The 14909-nt window shown below is 62.5% G+C and carries 15 protein-coding genes and 1 pseudogene; 12 read left to right on the top strand and 4 right to left on the bottom strand.

The window, feature by feature from the left end; genetic code table 11:
• The first annotated feature begins 383 nt into the window (after positions 1 to 383).
• The 6 genes and pseudogenes from LUN51_RS05325 to hepT all read left to right on the top strand — a co-directional run bounded on the left by LUN51_RS05325 (position 384) and on the right by hepT (position 7304).
• Positions 384 to 2201 (top strand): glycoside hydrolase family 15 protein, encoded by a 1818-nt coding sequence (locus LUN51_RS05325; protein WP_277810431.1) that lies wholly within the window; start codon positions 384 to 386, stop codon positions 2199 to 2201.
• A 359-nt stretch (positions 2202 to 2560) separates the two neighbouring features.
• Positions 2561 to 3292: an aspartate/glutamate racemase family protein gene (locus LUN51_RS05320; protein WP_011505387.1), complete on the top strand. Its 732-nt coding sequence runs from the start codon at positions 2561 to 2563 to the stop codon at positions 3290 to 3292.
• A gap of 222 nt (positions 3293 to 3514) precedes the next feature.
• A pseudogene (locus LUN51_RS05315) lies at positions 3515 to 4863 on the top strand (NCS1 family transporter).
• A 48-nt stretch (positions 4864 to 4911) separates the two neighbouring features.
• Positions 4912 to 6366 carry an NCS1 family nucleobase:cation symporter-1 gene (locus LUN51_RS05310; RefSeq protein WP_277810430.1) on the top strand — a complete coding sequence of 485 codons (1455 nt, stop codon included), beginning with the start codon at positions 4912 to 4914 and terminating at the stop codon, positions 6364 to 6366.
• 97 nt (positions 6367 to 6463) lie between these two features.
• Positions 6464 to 6865, top strand: coding sequence for a type VII toxin-antitoxin system MntA family adenylyltransferase antitoxin (mntA, locus tag LUN51_RS05305; protein ID WP_277810429.1), 402 nt, complete (start codon positions 6464 to 6466; stop codon positions 6863 to 6865).
• A 31-nt stretch (positions 6866 to 6896) separates the two neighbouring features.
• Complete coding sequence (gene hepT, locus LUN51_RS05300; RefSeq protein WP_277810428.1) at positions 6897 to 7304, top strand: type VII toxin-antitoxin system HepT family RNase toxin; 408 nt, start codon at positions 6897 to 6899, stop codon at positions 7302 to 7304.
• A gap of 54 nt (positions 7305 to 7358) precedes the next feature.
• Here hepT and LUN51_RS05295 read toward each other — a convergent pair whose 3' ends face one another.
• Entirely contained in the window at positions 7359 to 8102 is a 744-nt protein-coding gene (locus LUN51_RS05295) for a GntR family transcriptional regulator (protein WP_277810427.1), read from the bottom strand.
• A gap of 50 nt (positions 8103 to 8152) precedes the next feature.
• A complete protein-coding gene (uraH, locus tag LUN51_RS05290; RefSeq protein WP_075368674.1) occupies positions 8153 to 8509 on the bottom strand; it encodes a hydroxyisourate hydrolase in 357 nt (118 codons plus the stop codon).
• Between the two features lie 122 nt (positions 8510 to 8631).
• On the opposite strand from uraH, the gene uraD reads away from it, so the two are divergent.
• The 5 genes from uraD (at position 8632) to LUN51_RS17425 (ending at position 11881) form a co-directional block, all read left to right on the top strand.
• Complete coding sequence (uraD, locus tag LUN51_RS05285; RefSeq protein ID WP_277810426.1) at positions 8632 to 9156, top strand: 2-oxo-4-hydroxy-4-carboxy-5-ureidoimidazoline decarboxylase; 525 nt, start codon at positions 8632 to 8634, stop codon at positions 9154 to 9156.
• 109 nt (positions 9157 to 9265) lie between these two features.
• Entirely contained in the window at positions 9266 to 10096 is an 831-nt protein-coding gene (locus LUN51_RS05280) for an IclR family transcriptional regulator (protein WP_277810425.1), read from the top strand.
• Between the two features lie 326 nt (positions 10097 to 10422).
• Positions 10423 to 11472, top strand: a complete 1050-nt coding sequence (locus LUN51_RS05275; RefSeq protein WP_277810424.1) for a homocysteine S-methyltransferase family protein — start codon at positions 10423 to 10425, stop codon at positions 11470 to 11472.
• Positions 11473 to 11597: 125 nt separating this feature from the next.
• Entirely contained in the window at positions 11598 to 11678 is an 81-nt protein-coding gene (locus tag LUN51_RS17430) for an aldehyde dehydrogenase family protein (protein WP_431355562.1), read from the top strand.
• Between the two features lie 32 nt (positions 11679 to 11710).
• Positions 11711 to 11881, top strand: a complete 171-nt coding sequence (locus tag LUN51_RS17425) for an aldehyde dehydrogenase family protein (RefSeq protein ID WP_431355561.1) — start codon at positions 11711 to 11713, stop codon at positions 11879 to 11881.
• Positions 11882 to 11920: 39 nt separating this feature from the next.
• On the opposite strand, the gene LUN51_RS05265 is transcribed toward LUN51_RS17425, so the two are convergent.
• Positions 11921 to 12775 (bottom strand): SDR family oxidoreductase, encoded by an 855-nt coding sequence (locus tag LUN51_RS05265; RefSeq protein WP_277810422.1) that lies wholly within the window; start codon positions 12773 to 12775, stop codon positions 11921 to 11923.
• Positions 12776 to 12958: 183 nt separating this feature from the next.
• Here LUN51_RS05265 and pyrB point away from each other — a divergent pair, with 183 nt between their 5' ends.
• Positions 12959 to 13990 carry an aspartate carbamoyltransferase gene (pyrB, locus tag LUN51_RS05260; RefSeq protein ID WP_277810421.1) on the top strand — a complete coding sequence of 344 codons (1032 nt, stop codon included), beginning with the start codon at positions 12959 to 12961 and terminating at the stop codon, positions 13988 to 13990.
• A gap of 31 nt (positions 13991 to 14021) precedes the next feature.
• On the opposite strand, the gene LUN51_RS05255 is transcribed toward pyrB, so the two are convergent.
• Positions 14022 to 14849, bottom strand: coding sequence for a helix-turn-helix transcriptional regulator (locus tag LUN51_RS05255; RefSeq protein ID WP_277810420.1), 828 nt, complete (start codon positions 14847 to 14849; stop codon positions 14022 to 14024).
• Positions 14850 to 14909 lie beyond the last annotated feature (60 nt).

Here is a 14909-nt window from a genome sequence, read left to right as displayed (position 1 = left end):
TTTTCAGGCTTACAGGAATGAAAATAATTCATCGCCTAAGCGTGCCGAGCCAGGGTTAGATGCATCGGCTGGACTTTTTAATGCTTTCGATAAGACGCCAATTGAATGATTTCATGTCCAAACCCAGGAGGTCTCCCCACCATCAAGGCCGGCCTGTTGCTAACGTGGAATCTAACCTTTGCAGAGAAAGTGGATGCCACCTAGTTTAGGAAAGCGTTTTAAATAAGCATAAACATTGTTTAAAAATAGAGGGACTGAGGTGGATTAATATTTGTTAAACATGAGTAACGATAGGGGCGAGATAGGGACAATAAGTCATACTGATCTTGGTAAGCCAGGCTTTGATTAACCGACACTCACCGCCATTACAAGGAGTTTTCGGCATGGAGGCTTCCGCCAAGCGGATCGAAGATTACGGTTTCATCGGCAATATGCGTACCGCGGCCTTGATCGACCGCGACGCCACTCTCGAGTGGCTGTGCATGCCGCGCTTCGATTCCGATGCCTGCTGCGCCGCCCTGCTCGGGGATCGAAGCAACGGTTATTGGCAGATTGCGCCGCAAGAGAAGATGATCTCGCGCTCTCGGCGTTATCGCGGCGAAACGCTGGTGCTGGAAACCCTATTCGAAACCGACTCGGGGCGCGTAGCGGTCATCGACTTCATGCCGTTGGGCCGCGATGATGACGCGCGAGTCGACCTAATGCGGGTGATTGAAGGGCGCGAGGGCCGTGTGACAATGGAGTGCAACGCCCTGTTTCGATTCGGTTATGGCGATGTCACTCCGTTGCTGAGAGAGGATCGTCATGGCGTCTCGGCCATTGCCGGCCCGGATGCACTGCGGCTATGGTCACCGGCCCGAATACGTTGCGATGACGACACGCTACGTTCCACGTTCGAGGTTGCAGCCGGTGAGCGCGTGCCCTTCACGCTGACCTGGCATGCTTCGCATCAGAAGGCTCCCGAACCGCACGATACACTGCAAGCGCTCGATGAGGTCGAGCGTTGGTGGTCCGACTGGAGTGGCCGCTGCGAGATAGACGAGGCCTTCCGCGAGCCGGTGGTGCGCTCGCTGATCACCCTCAAGGCGCTCACCGATGAGCAGGCCGGCGGCATGGTCGGCGCCGCAAGCTGTTCACTGCCAGAAAGTCTCGGCGGAGAACTCAACTGGGACTATCGCTATACCTGGCTGCGCGATGCCACCTTCACGCTATACGCGCTGCTGGCCTCCGGTTATCGGGAGGAAGCCCACGCATGGCGCCAATGGTTGCTGCGGGTGGCCGCTGGCGAGCCCGGCAAGCTGCAGCCCATCTACGGCATCGCCGGCGAGCGTCGCATCGACGAGCACAGGCTCGACTGGCTCTCCGGCTTCAATGGCAGTCGTCCGGTGCGGATCGGTAACGGCGCCTATCGTCAGGTCCAGCTCGACATCCATGGCGAAGTCATGGACGGCCTGCACGCCAGCCGCATGCAGGATATCGAGCCCGATGCGGATCTCTGGCGTGTTCAGTACCGGTTGGTCAAGTATGTCGAGGCGCACTGGCAGCAGCCCGGGGCGGGGCTTTGGGAGCTACGCGGCCCTCAACAGCACTATACCCACTCCAAGGTGATGGCCTGGGTAGCGGTTGATCGAGCCATCAAGGGCGTCGAGAACTTCGGGCTCGAGGGCGATATCGAGGCTTGGAAGCGCTTACGCCAGCATATCCACGAGGACGTGTGCACGCATGGCTTCAATCGTGCCCGCAATAGTTTCGTCCAGCATTACGACAGTGATGAGCTCGATGCCTCGCTGTTGCTGCTGCCTCTGGTGGGATTTTTGTCCGCCACCGATCCGCGCATCGAGGCCACGGTCGAGGCGATCCAGCACGAACTGACACGTGAAGGCTTCGTCTATCGCTTCGCCACCGATACCCAGCGTCACGACCTGGCGGAAGACGAGGGAGCCTTCTTGGTCTGCTGCTTCTGGCTGGTCGATGTATTGCTGCTGCAGGAAAGGCGCGACGAGGCGCGGGCATTGTTCGACAAGTTGCTGGATGTGCGCAACGACCTAGGGCTGCTAGCCGAGGAGTACCACCCCATCCAACGCTGCCTGCTGGGTAATTTCCCCCAGGCGTTCTCACATGTGGGTTTGGTCAATAGCGCGCACAACTTCAGTAATGCGCACCGGCAGCATCAGCCGGCCCGTTCGCGTCAGGCGGATTGAACCTGGAGGTTCGTTAGGCCTCGACGATCTCGTAGGAGCGGGGCATCTCGGCGCCGCCCTGGGCGAGCACAATCAACGCACTGCAGTGTTCATAGCTCAAATCCATGCCCATGAAGATTCCCGGTTTATTATTGTGGCGCTCAGATTACCTTAGCGTGCGTTGATGTATACAAAAATCGACCCCTCACTGCCCCCTTGCCAACGAAAACGACACCCTGTGCGCTGCGGCGGTTCAAGGCATGTCCGGAGCAGCAGCCGACGATACAAGTGTGATCCGGCATTGACTTATTTTGTATTCAATACTAGAAATTTTGTAGACAAAACATGTGCGGCCCTGCCGCGCACCCAAGGAATGCCCCATGCGCTTGCACCTCATCAACCCCAACACCAGCACCGGCATGACGACACGCATCGGCGAGTCCGCCAGCCGCATAGCGGCCCCGGGCACCCGGATCGTGGCCACGCAACCGGAAAGCGGCCCGGTGTCCATCGAGGGTCACTTCGACGAGGCGATCAGCGCCGTGGGCGTGACCGAGGAAATCGCCAAGGGCGAGCGCGACGGCAGCGACGCCTACATCATCGCCTGCTTCGGCGACCCTGGGCTGATGGCGGCCCGGGAGCTGACCCGCGCGCCTGTGCTGGGCATCGCCGAGGCCGGCTTTCACGTGGCCAGCCTGATCAGCACGCGCTTTTCCATCGTCACGACGCTGAGCCGCACCGGCATCATCGCCGAGCACCTGCTGCAGGCCTATGGCTTCGCGCATCATTGCCGTCGTATCCGTGCCGCGGAAATCCCCGTGCTCGACCTGGAGGACGATGGCGACGCCGCCCTCACGCGGGTGATCGAGACCTGCCGGCGCGCCCGGGACGAGGACGGCATCGGCGCCATCGTGCTCGGCTGCGGCGGCATGGCCGATCTGCGCGCCACCATCGAAGAAGCGGTGGGCATCCCCATCGTCGAGGGGGTTACCGCCGCCGTGAAATTGGCCGAGGCGCTGGTCGGCCTCGGGCTCGGCACCAGCAAGCATGGCGACCTCGCCTTTCCGCGTCCCAAGTCCTTCACCGGCCATTTCGCCCATTTATCACGCTAATGCCCGCAAACGGGGGGAGCCACGTTTTCGCGCCACGACCCATACTCGCTAACGCTCAAGCCTGAAGCAGCCTAAATCATCGCCGGCGTCCTCTTACCGATAATCACAACACCAAGACGCCTGACAGATAGCCAAACAGCAGCACGCTACGCCACTCGGACGTCCCACAGCGGGGCGCACAACAACAAATCGCGGGGCACGGTCCCGCCCGAGGAAAGCGTCATGACAAGCGACTCCGCCACGTCGGAAGGGCCGCGCCCTGCCGGCAAGGCACCGGGACAAGAGTCCCTGGACCCACAGCGTACCCGCATCATGGGACGCCTCTCCTATCTACTGGCCTGGTTCGGTGGCTGCGTGTCGATCGGCACCTTCGCCATGGGCTCGAGTATCGTCGGTACGCTCAACCTATTACAGGCCTCGCTGGCCATCGCCATCGGCTGTGTGGTGATCGGCGTTGCGCTGACGATCAATGGCGCCGCCGGTTACAAGTACGGCATTCCCTTCATGGTCCAGGCACGCAGCGCCTTCGGCTTTACCGGCACACGCTTGCCGGGGCTCATCCGCGCGGTGCCGGCCATCGTCTGGTACGGATTTCAGAGCTGGATCGGCGCCGGCGCCCTGAACGCCGTCTCGTCGACCCTGCTGGGCTTCGACAATCTGGTGTTCTATTTCATCGCCTTCCAGCTCTTGCAGATCGCCCTGTCGGTGTTCGGCTTTCAGGGCATCAAGTGGCTGGAAAACATCGGCAGTGGCTTCATCCTGGCCTCGCTGGTCTACATGTTCTTCAGCGTGCTCGACAAGTACGGCGATGTAATCGGCGAACAACTGATCGACATCGACGGCACCTGGGGGCTACCCTTCTGGGGCGCGACGATGCTGTTCCTGGGCATCTACAGCACCATGATCCTCAATGCCAGCGACTACTCCCGCGAGCTCAAGCACGGCAGCGGGCCGGGGCTGCTGAGCACGCTCTACGCCATGTCGATTTTGCCCTGCACGCTGTTCATGGGCTTGATCGGGCTGATGGTCTCCGGGGCCACCGGCGTCGCCGATCCCATCGATGTCTTCGCCAACGCCGTCGACAATCCACCGCTTCTGATCACCACCCTGCTGTTCATCGCCTTCGCCCAGGTCACCACCAACGTGCTCAACAATGTGGTGCCGCCGACCTACGTGCTGATGGACGTCTTCAAGCTCAAGTTCCGCAGCGCCACCGTGATCGTGGGGCTGCTGGCCTTCGCGACCTTTCCCTGGGAACTGGTCAAGGACGATTCCGCGGCCGGACTGCAGCTGTTCGTGCAAACCTATTCGGCGTTTCTGGGACCGATCTTCGCGATCATGGCGGTGGATTATTACCTCATTCGCCGGCGCACGCTGGATCTCGACAAGCTCTATGACGCGCATGGCCCTTATCGCGGCATCAATTACCCGCCTGCATCGCCACGCTGATCGGCGCCCTGGTGGCGCTCAACGTCTCGGCGGTTTCGTGGTACGCGAGCCTGCTGCCGGCCGGCCTCACCTATTACTTGCTGATGCGCTACTGGCCGGCCTGCCGGCGTTTCAACCAATAACGATAAAGCTGTCCTCCACGACGTTGCATACCGATATAGAGCGCTTCCATGAACGATAACGACCTGCGCCTCACGGCGCCCGATGCAAGTCTCTACAACGCCGACCTGGCGCCACTGCCCCATGGCGAACGCCGCTGGGGCGCCTTCGAGATCTTCAATGTCTGGGCCAACGATATCCAAAGCCTGTTCGGCTACACCCTGGCCGCGTCATTGTTTCTGAGCTACGGCCTCAACGGCTGGGCGGTCATGGCCGCCATCATTCTCGCCGGCCTGGTGGTCATGGTACTGGTCAATCTGACCGGGCGCCCCAGCGTCAAATACGGCATTCCGTTTCCGGTGGTGGTGCGCGCTAGCCTCGGCGTGCACGGCGCCAACCTACCGGCGATGCTGCGCGCGGTGATCGGCATCTTCTGGTACGGCGTGCAAACCTACTTCGCCTCCACGGCCGTCACGCTCTTGCTAACCGCGCTGGGCGTGCCGGAGGGCGGCCAGTCCCTGGGGCTGTCGAGTGTGGCCTGGCTGGCCTTCGTAGTGGTGTGGGTCTTTCAGTTGGCGATGTTCTGGGCGGGCATCGAGCGCATCAAGCGCTTCCTCAACTGGGCCGGGCCGCTGGTCTACGCGGTGATGATCGTGTTGATGGGTGTGGTCTGGTGGCAAGCCGGTGCCTCGCTGCTGCCAGCCATCGACAACATCTTTAGCGGCAACAGCGACGCCGCCGGCAGTGCCGTCGGCGCCTTTTTCACCGTTCTCGGCACCATGATCGCGTACTTCGCCGCCGTGGTGATCAACTTCGGCGACTTCGCGCGCTTCGTGAAAAGCGATCGCGCCATGCGGCTCGGCAACTGGCTCGGGCTGCCGCTCAACGTCGCGGTGTTCTCGTTCATCGCCCTGATCATCACCGCCGGCACGCTGGCCTTGTTCGGCGAGGCACTGACCAACCCCTCGGACATCGTCGATCGCGTCGATAGTCTGCCGCTGACGATCGTCGCCGCGCTGACCTTCTTCGCTGCCACTGTGGGCATCAACCTAGTCGCCAACTTCATTCCCCCCGCCTATGACTTGTCCAACCTGTTTCCGCGCCGCATCAGCTTCCGGCTCGGCGGGCTGATCACTGCGATCATCGCCTTCTTCATCGGGGCCTTGTGGGTCAGCGTGATCAGCCGGATCGGCATTCCCGGCTTCGTCAACGCCATCGGCGCCGTCATCGCCCCGTTCTACGGCATCATCGTGATCGACTACTACGTCATCCGCCGAGGCCAGTTGGACGTTCAGGCGCTATTCTCCACTGCACCGGGCAGTGCCTATTACTATCAGAATGGCTGGAACCGCCGCGGACTGGCGGCTTTCGCCATTGGCGCACTGTTCTCGCTGGCCTCGGTGTGGGTGCCAGCGCTCGCCGCGCTGGAAGGCTTCGCGTGGCTACTCGGTGCCGGGCTTGGAGGTGCGTGCTACTACGCCTTGATGCGCGGGCAAGTCTCGACGCCTGCCGAGGTAGCGCACTGAGCACACATTGCTGGCGCGACGGCGCCAGCCCCTCGGCAAACCACCGCCAGTGCTACACTGTCGCTAGCATCCATCGCCGCTTTACAAGAGAGCTGAAATGCCCGACCAGACAGCCATTCTGCCACGCCTCGCCGAGCTAGCAGCCCGTGACGATGCAATCGCCGTGCTGTGGCTTTATGGCTCACGCGCCAAGGGCACGGCGACGGCGGAAAGCGATTACGATCTTGCCGTGGCCTTTCGCAACTTCGAGGAAGACGCCCTGGAGCGGCGTCTGCGTCCCGAGCTATTGGCACAAGACTGGCAAGATGCACTGGCTCTGACGAATGATCAGCTCTCCATCGTCGATATCAACCTGGCACCGCTGCCCCTCGCCCACGCCGTGATCCGCACTGGCCAGGTCTTACAAGCCAACGACCGCTTGCGTCTGATTTGCGAGGAAAACCGCATCACTTCGATGTGGGAGATCGATCATCAGTATCATCAGCAGCACTATGCTTGAATTGCGGCTTGAACCGACAGGTAAGCATCACGTGGAAACCGAATACATCGACGCCATGCGCGAGCATCTCGCCACCCTCGCCGAGGAACTAGAGCAGTTGCATCAGGCCGCCACGACGCCCGAAGGCTGGAACGCACTGCTCTACCGAGCGGCGGAGCGCAACCTCCAGTTGCTTACCGAGGCCTGCATCGGCATCGCCAAGCAACGCTTGAAGTCATTGAGCGTCGTGGTGCCTAGCGATGCTCGACAGGTCTTCGCCAAGCTACATAGCCTGGGGCATGACGACAGCGGTACGCCCTGGAACAAGGTGATCGGTCTGCGTAACGCGCTGGTGCACGACTATTTGAACCTGGATGCGGGAATCGTCGAGCACATCATCCGTCAGCGTGACTATCGGAACCTGCTCGACTTCGCCGAGACACAGCTTTCCGCACCGTAAAGGTGTCCAGCCACAATGGGCGCTGAAAGATTAACCACCGCGAGGCACACACCGTCACGACGGGGCGCCATCAAAGATAGCGTACAAGTCCGGGGTTTCTTCGGGCGCCTCGGCGATGGAAAGCGAGGCCTCGATGGCCTTGAGGTGGCGCTGCATGAAGGCGCGGGCACGCTCGGCGTTGCCGTTTTCGAGGTGACGAATCAGTTCGTCATGGTCGTGCGACTCGCAACCAAGGTGGCCGGTGTTGCCGTAAACGGCGAGGATCAACGACGAGCGCGAACACAGGCGACCTATGAACTCGCTGAGCGTGGCATTGCCCGCCAGCGCGGCCAGTTGATTGTGGAAGGCTGCCGAGAGCTTGATCGCTTCGCTCTGTTTGCCCGCCTTGAGCGCCTGGCGCTCGCGGTTGGCGCAGTCGCGCAGCGACTTGAGATCGTTCTCGGTAACGCGCGAAGCGATCTGCACCATCAGTTCGCACTCCACCAACTGACGGGCGGCGAAGACATCGCGCGCCTCTTCGGCGGTGGGCCGGGAGACGCTCGCACCACGCCGTGGCGTCAGGGTGACGAGATGCTCCAGGGCCAGGCGTTGCAGGATCTTGCGGATGCCGGTGCGGCTGACACCGAAGACGTCCGACAGGGCATCCTCGCGCAGACGCGCACCGGGCTGCAGGCGGTGTTCGATGATGGCGTCGCTGATCGCACGATAGATGGCGTCATGACGCTGCGCACCGTCGCCGGCCTTGCCCTCGTTGCGACGCGTTTTCTTGGCGGCATGCGCCTGACGTGACTCGCTCATTCACGGCTCCCGAATGCGTTTGCGCTGATCATCGCATTGCCCGCCCGACATCAGCTACCGCGGTAGGTGGAATAACCGAAGGGGGATAGCAACAGCGGGACATGATAGTGGGCGCCCGCATCGTCGATGCCGAAGCGCAGCGGAATCCGCGCCAGAAAGCGCGGCCCCGTCGGCGAAACCTCGTCTTGGCGGTCGAGATACTCGCCGGCCTCGAACAGCAGCTCGTACTCGCCCACCCGGAAGGCTTCGCCCTCCAGCAGCGGTCCATCGCAACGGCCATCCTCGTTGGTCACGAACTCGCCCAGCGCCTGACGGGTGTCGCCATCGAGCCGATACAGCGACAGGCGCATGCCGCGTGCGGGACAGCCCCGAGCGGTGTCCAGAACGTGCGTGGTGAGATAGCCCATGGTCACTCCTTGCGATCGTCGGCGGGCATCGAGCGGCGGCCCGGGATGGACGCCCGTGGCGCCACCGCTTACCCTGATTTTGTATACAACAATCCCGAACAACATAGCATCAGGAGACGCGCATGCGCCATGCCCTGCTCTCGCCGCGCCCCACGCAACTCGACCGCGAGGCCTTCGTGGCCGCGTATGGCGACATCTACGAACACTCTCCGTGGATCGCCGAAGCGGTATGGGACGCCGGCATCGATACCCACCATGACAGCCCCGCGGGTCTCGCCGAGGCGATGGCCGCCGTGCTCGACGCCGCCCCCGCCGAGCGCCAGCTCACGGTCATCCGCGCGCACCCCGACCTGGCCGGCAAGGTCGCGCTGGATGGCGGGCTCACCCAGGCCTCAAGCCAGGAACAGGCCGGTGCCGGGCTCGATCAGTGTACCCCGGACGAGCTGGCCCGCTTCGAGCGTTTGAATGCTGCTTACAAGGCACGCTTCGGCTTTCCCTTCGTGATGGCGGTCAAGGGCTACCACCGTCGCGAGATTCTCGATGCCTTCGAGGCCCGTCTCGCGCATACGCCCGACGAGGAACGCCGCACCGCCATCGCACAGATCCATCGCATCGCGCGACTACGCCTGGACGCCCATGCCGCCTGAAGGCAACTCTGCACCGAAATGAGCGCCGGCGTGCGTCTTTGGTGGGCTGGCGAGGCAGCGGAATTCATGGAAGAATTTTCCATGAATGCTTCGTGAGAGAGAGCCAGGCGTGACGGAAAGCAAACGCAAGACGGTCGGACGCCCCGCCGGCAACGGCAAGGCCGCCAGCGGCCACAGCCAATCGCTGGTGCGGGGCCTGAATATCCTCGAAGGGCTCGCTGCCGCCCCCGGTGGGCTGGCCCTGTCCGATATCGCCCAGATCGTGGGTCTGGCCCCGTCGACCACGCACCGCTTGCTGCAGGCACTCCACCAGCAGGGCTTCATCGCCCAGGACGCGGAGATGGGCGTGTGGCACATCGACGCCAAGACATTCCGCGTGGGCAATGCCTTCCTCGAGGCACGCGATTTCGTCGCCACCGCCCGCCCCTTCCTGCATCAATTGACGGCAGAGACCGAGGAAACCGCCAACCTGGGCATCCGGGATCAGGGCATGGCCGTGTTTCTCGCCCAGAGCGAGTCGCCGCAGATGATGCGCATGATCACGCGGCTGGGTTCGCGCGCCCCGCTTCACGCCTCGGGCGTCGGCAAGGCCCTGCTCGCCTGGCTGCCACGCGACGAGGTCGAGCGCATCCTCCACACGCGCGGCCTCGACAAGGTGACGCCCAATACCCTCGACACCCCGTCCCGCCTGCGCGACGCCCTCGGCGAGATCCGCCGCCAGGGCTATGCCTGCGACCGCGAGGAACACGCCATCGGCCTCAACTGCGTGGCGGCAACGCTGCACGACGAGAACGGCCTACCGCTCGCCGCCATCTCAGTCTCCGGTCCCGCCGCACGCATTCCCGAAGCCCGGCTCGCCGAACTCGGCGGCCTGGTGAGCCGCGCCGCCCGCGAGATCACGACACGACTGGGCGGGCGGCTGCCCGGCGCTCAGGACTGAGCAGACAAGCTAACTTAGTCTCGTTAGCCATTTCATTGAAAATCTCTGATTGTCGTTGCTTGATTGGCTGGGGCTTCTCTTCCACCCGCGTCATGAACGACCTGGCATCCTTGGCGGCCAGCAAAGGATAACGCCTGTCGCCCATCTGATCATCGGGGAACCTACAGCGACAGAGCTGATAGAGTATGCACTTCCCTACTAGAACCCCCTATTAACATGAGCCTGGTTCACTTTTAGGTGGGAATTCTTCATTGGTGGTGGAAGCCAAGAGGCTGCCAAAATGCGGCCTCGATTGAAGACGCACACCACCGCCGAGGCATTCATCCATGACGCAAGACCTGATCACCCAACGACTCGACCAGGGCCCCCTGATCTGTGCCGAGGGCTTTCTGTTCGAGCTCGAACGGCGCGGTTATCTCTCCGCCGGTGAGTTCGTGCCCGAAGTGGCGCTGTTGCGCCCAGACGCTCTGGAAGCGCTGCATCGCGATTTCCAGCATGCGGGGTCGGACGTCGTTCAGGCGTTCACCTACAACGGCCACCGCGAAAAAATGCGGGTGATCGGCAAGGAAGAGCTGCTGGAACCGCTGAACCGGGCTGCGTTGAAGATCGCTCGCAAGGTGGCCGATGAAAAGCCCGGTAACCTGATGGCCGGCAACATTTCCAACAGCAACGTCTGGGACCCGGAAGATCCGGCCGCCCAGCAGAGCGTGCGCGCTATGTTCGACGAGATGGTGCAATGGGCCGTCGAGGAAGGCGCCGATTTCATCATCGCGGAAACCTTCTACTATGCCGGCGAAGCCGAAGCGGCCCTGGCAGCGATCAAGGCCCAGGGGCTGCCTGCCGTCGTCACCCTGGCGCCGATGGCCGAGAACCGCATGGTCGATGGCCCCAGCATCGTGGAAACCTGTGTCGCCCTCGAGCAGCAGGGAGCCAGCGTGGTCGGCCTGAACTGCTTCAGAGGGCCGGACACCATGCGCCCCTGGATCCAGCAGATTCGCGACGCCGTTACCTGCCATGTGGCGGCACTGCCGGTGACCTATCGCACCACCGAGCAGGAGCCAACGTTCTTCAACCTCTCCGACAATCAGGGATGCAGCTGCCCGGCACCCCACGGACGCGCCTTCCCGACCGCCCTGGACCCGCTGTTCTGCAACCGTTACGAGCTCGGCGCCTTTGCGCGCGACGCTCATGCCCTGGGGGTCAATTACCTCGGCGTATGCTGCGGGGCATCGCCGATGCACGTGCGCGAAGTGGCCATGGCGGTGGGACGTGAACCGGAAGCCACCCAATTTGCTGAGCGCATGGAGAACCACTTCATGTACGGCTCCCATGAGCGCTTGCCGGAGCATATCGCCGCCCTAGGGGAAAAGGCCTAAGTAATTATTCATGATGAATAGGTTGCTCAGTTCCATAGCCACCGAGCAACCGATGTACCTCATATCAAAGACGGTCGAACGTGAGATAAGCGTTCAGGGGCAATCTGGGGTAGGTCAGCTTGCCGGTGCGGCGAGTACGCAATGTCTCGCTCGAGCTGGGTGGCAAGTCCTCCATCATTGTGACCGAGGACGCGGACATCACGTAGGCGGTGAGCCTCGTCACGAACGGGCATCTGCCATCGCGCGGCATCTCACGGCAGGATCGATCTGGACCAACATAGACCAGGTAGCCCCGCCCCAGGCGGCCTGGGGCGGTGGCAAGAAAAGCGGAATCGGCCGTGAACGCGGTCCCGAGGGCCTGGCTGCCTACCAGGATTTGAAGCAGGTGATGGCGCCCGTAGATGCCTGAGCGCCTCACCGAAAGCGACTGACGCCGCCCCGTCGCGGTTCAGGTATTGAGGATCACGCCGCCGTTGAGATGCAGCGTCTGGCCGTTCATGTAGGAAGATTCCTCGCTGGCAAGGTAGACGTAGGCGGGGCCCATTTCGCTGGGCTGGCCGGCGCGGTCCATGGGTACCTGGCCCCCGAAGCCGGCGACCTTTTCCTCGTCGAAACTGGCGGGGATCAGGGGCGTCCACACAGGGCCGGGGGCGACGGCGTTGACGCGAATGTCGCGGTCGACCAGGGACATCGCCAGCGAGCGAACCAGGCCCTGGATGGCACCCTTGGTCGCCGTGTAGTCGATCAGCGTGTCGTTGCCCTTGAAGGCGTTGACCGACGAGGTGGCGATGATGGTGTCGCCCTCGTGCATGTGCGGTAGCGCGTGCTTGGCCATGTAGAAATGGCTGAAGACGTTGGTCTGGAAGGTCCGCTGCACCTGGTCGTCGGGAATCTGTGTGACGTCGTTCCAGTCGTATTGCTCGGCGGCGTTGTTGACCAGGATGTTGATCGCGCCAAAGCTCGCCAGCGTCGTATCGACCACATGGTGGCACAGCATCGGGTCGCCGACATCGCCGTGCACCAGGACGCACTCACGCCCCTCGGCTTCGACCAGCGCCTGGGTATCCTCAGCGTCACGCGTTTCGTTGAGATAGACGACGACGCAATTGGCACCCTCGCGGGCGAAATGCACCGCCACGGCGCGACCGATACCACTGTCGCCGCCGGTGATGATGGCGACCTTGCCGTCGAGCTTGCCAGTGCCGCGATAACTGTCGCGGATATACTCGGGCTCGGGCCGCATGGCATGTTCATCGCCGGGTTGATCGGCTTGTTCCTGCGCGGGGAAATGTTGCTCACCCATGACATTCGCTCCTTGAATGGTGGGATATGACATTCATTACCATAGAAGTCGCTAGCGCCCAGGCCAAGCGGACCGCACCGGCGGGGTGCCGCATCGTGTTGGCTACAAGCAACGGATGAAGCCAACGGCGCGTATGCGTACACTACGCGCAGCGACCCCCTGCGCCACTTGCGAGGCTTACCGATGAGTTCCCATCTGCTTTCCGTCGATTCCCTGTCCCGCGATTACGTCGAGCACCTGATGCAGCTCGCCGGCCGCATGGAGCCCTTCGCCCAGCGGCGCAAGGTGACCCGTGTGCTCGAGGGTGCGGTGCTCGGCAACCTGTTCTTCGAGGCCAGCACACGGACTCGCATCAGCTTTCACGCGGCGTTCTCGCGGCTCGGCGGCAGTGTCTGCGACACCACCGGTTTTACCTTCTCATCGATGGCCAAGGGCGAGTCCCTCTACGACACCAGCCGCGTGATGGGCGGTTATGTCGATGCTGTCGTTCTGCGCCATCCCGACCAAGGCGCCGTGGCGGAATTCGCCGAGGCCACGCGCGTTCCGGTGATCAACGGCGGCGACGGCCCCGGCGAGCACCCCAGCCAAGCACTGCTGGATCTGTACACCATCGAGAAGGAATTCACGCGCCTGGGCAAGCGTCTCGAAGGCGCGCACCTGCTGCTGACCGGCGACCTCAAGCACGGCCGCACCGTGCATTCGCTGATCAAGCTGCTGTCGCTTTTCGACCCGCTGCGCATCACGCTGGTATCGCCGCCGGGGCTGGAAATGCCACGTCATTTGATCGACCTGGTCACCTCGCGCGGGCATCGCGTGGAGCAGCGCGAGAGCCTGGCCAACGATTTCGGCGACCTCGACGTGATCTATACCACGCGTATCCAGAAGGAACGCTTCACCGACGAGATGTCGGAGACCTTCGCCGGCATCTCCCAGGACTTCATCGTCGATCGCGCCTTCCTCGATCAGCGCTGCTCCCCGACCACCATCGTCATGCATCCCCTGCCACGCGACAGCCGCCCCGGCGCCAACGACCTTAATGTCGACCTCAATGGCGACCCGCGTCTGGCCATCTTCCGCCAAGCGGACAACGGCATTCCCATGCGCATGGCGATCTTCGCCAACCTGCTACAAGTCGAGGATTATATCGAGCGCGACGCCCAGGACGTGCGCTGGTTCGTGCCGCCGACCTTCGGCGTCGACGACCGCACGCTGTAAAGCTGGGGCGCCAACCTGCAGCGTGCTTAGGTTAACGACGCGCCTGCCAGAACAACGCAAACAGCTCCGACTGCGAGTTGATGCCCAGCTTGGCGTAAAGATGTTTCTTGTGGGCGCGCACGGTTTCCACCGAGATCGTCATGCGCCGGGCGATCTCCTTGGTCGAACTGCCACCCAGCATGAGTTGGCTGACTTCGCGCTCACGTTCGGTCAGTGACTGATGGGATTCCAGGTCGCGCGGCGCCTGGGGCGATGGATGCCATGGGTGCGGCCCCGGCGGCGTGCCATCTTCGTGTTCGAATTCGAAATGCATGCGCTGGCGCATCAGTGCCAGCACCCACGGCTGCACCAGACTCAGAAGGCCGAGCGCCTCGGGCGAGTAAGCGCGGGTCGATCCTAACGATAGGCATAGCGTGCGTTCAGCATCGAGGGGGCAATTGAACTGCACCTCGTCGGCGACGATGTTGCGCTGGAAGTAACGCTGGTAGTACTCGGTGTTCTGAAAGCACTGCGGTGCCACGTCGGCCAGCGTGTACAATCCCGCACGCGCGTGGTCCCGAGCATCGATATAGAACGGATCAAGCAGATACAGACCGCGCTGATAATCCTGGAACAGCGCCTCGTCGGCGCCGTCGTCCTCGTCGCTTTCGGCGAGGATGCGCGGCGGCTGGCGATGATGGAAGATCAGCACCACCCAGGTATCGAAGTCGACGTGACGCCCCAGGGTACGCACCGTGGCCAGCCAGAAATTGGCGCCATCCAACTTGTCCGCCAAGGCCCCGAAGGCGCGATGCCAGGCCACGCTTTCCAGACCGCTCGGTACTTCCATCTGCTCGCTATCGTCTGCGTCGCTCGTCATATCGCTCTCCTCGCTCACCCCCAAGGGGTAACCCCGTCGGGGAATGGTCATGCCTGTGTG

The sequence above is a fragment of the Chromohalobacter canadensis genome (genome assembly GCF_029544075.1).
GTDB lineage: Bacteria > Pseudomonadota > Gammaproteobacteria > Pseudomonadales > Halomonadaceae > Chromohalobacter > Chromohalobacter canadensis_A.
The sequence above is the reverse complement of the archived record's forward strand: the minus strand, read 5'-3'. Positions and strand labels throughout refer to the sequence as shown.